Source organism: Micromonospora yasonensis (genome assembly GCF_026013475.1).
GTDB classification, from domain to species: Bacteria; Actinomycetota; Actinomycetes; order Mycobacteriales; family Micromonosporaceae; genus Micromonospora; species Micromonospora yasonensis.
The window spans coordinates 1-431 of record NZ_JAPDPH010000487.1 but is presented as its reverse complement, the minus strand read 5'-3'; the positions used below and the strand labels follow the sequence as shown (position 1 = coordinate 431).

Genomic DNA, 431 nt, shown 5'->3' with positions numbered 1-431 from the left:
GTGGCCGAGTTGGATCATGACTTGGCCGAGTTGTTCGCGATGCGCGAACTCCTCGAGGTTCCTGCCGCGCGCTGGGCGGCCGAGCGTCAGGACGCCGAGGCGCTGGCGTTGGTGCAGGAGGCCTTCGACAGCCTCGAACAGGCGCTGGAGCACGACCCGCTGGACTACGACGAGTTGCAGCGGCTTGACGCTGCCTTCCACCTGCGGATCGTTCAGGCGGCCGGGAATCGGTTGTTGGAACAGACGCAGAGCGTGCTGCACGAGTTGCTCAGGACCGGCATGCGTACGACTCTGGAGGTGGAGGGCCGAATCCAGAAGAGCAGGCTGGATCACCGGCGGATCCTTGCCGCACTGCTGCAGGGGGACGGCCCGGGCGCCGCCAAAGCCGCCAAGGCACATGTACGAGGTGCACGAGACGCAGCGAACGCACG

Annotated in this window: 1 protein-coding gene; it reads left to right on the top strand. The window is 66.6% G+C overall.

What is annotated here, in order from left to right; translation table 11 throughout:
• Nucleotides 1-21: 21 nt before the first annotated feature.
• Nucleotides 22-431: GntR family transcriptional regulator (locus ONA70_RS36480; RefSeq protein ID WP_265011022.1), on the top strand; the 410-nt coding region annotated here is incomplete at its 3' end.